This is a genomic window from Faecalibacterium sp. An122 (assembly GCF_002160895.1).
Taxonomy (GTDB): Bacteria; Bacillota; Clostridia; order Oscillospirales; family Ruminococcaceae; genus Faecalibacterium.
In genome coordinates, this window is the sequence record NZ_NFLL01000075.1 from 1 (window position 1) to 738 (window position 738).

Consider the following 738-nt stretch of genomic DNA (forward strand, 5'->3'; position numbering starts at 1 on the left):
CCGGACGGGTGCGCCTATCCGCTTCCAATGCTCGGACGGGATAGGGATTTTCTCGGCGCGGAGTGCCCTTGCTATGCTGGCGATACTCTCCCCGGCAACAACGCTGTGGAAGATACGGCGCACAACGGCGGCGGCTTCCTCGTCGATTACCCATTCGCCCTTGTTCTCCTTGGACGCAAGGTAGCCATAGCTGACGCTGCCGGAGCAGCGCAAGCCCTTTTCCATTCTCGACTTGAAAACGGTCTTGATTTTCCGGCTGGTGTCGGCAACATACCACTCGTTTATCACATCTCGGAAAATTGACATTATATCAAAGCCGTTGGCGGTATCAAGGTTGTCATTTGCCGCAATAAAGCGTACATGGTACTCGTCAAAGGTGCGCTTCAAAAGCCCCACTTCGACAACATCACGGCCAATCCTGCTTTGGTCTTTGATAATGACCGTAGCCACATTTCCCGCCCGGATTTCTTCCAGCATAGCGTCCAGCCCCGGACGCTTGAAAGTCGTTCCCCGCACTCCGTCATCGGTGAAGTGCCGGATATTCGTAAAGCCGTTCTTTTGGGCGTAGTCCTCCAAAATGCGCTTTTGGTTTTCTATCGACACGCTTTCCCCGGCTCGCTCATCGTCATGGGAAAGACGCTCGTACAGGGCTGTGATTTTTCCCTTGTCCGGCTGTTTCTTCATGGGGTGTAACCTCCTTTCTTGAGGGTGCGCGCTCCCTTTATCCTTATTGTAAAT

1 protein-coding gene is annotated in these 738 nt (G+C 53.5%); it reads right to left on the reverse strand.

Going from position 1 to position 738, the window contains the following annotated elements; translation table 11 throughout:
• On the reverse strand, positions 1 to 684 hold a 684-nt coding region (locus B5E67_RS15305; protein WP_158098913.1), incomplete at its 3' end, for a recombinase family protein.
• Positions 685 to 738 lie beyond the last annotated feature (54 nt).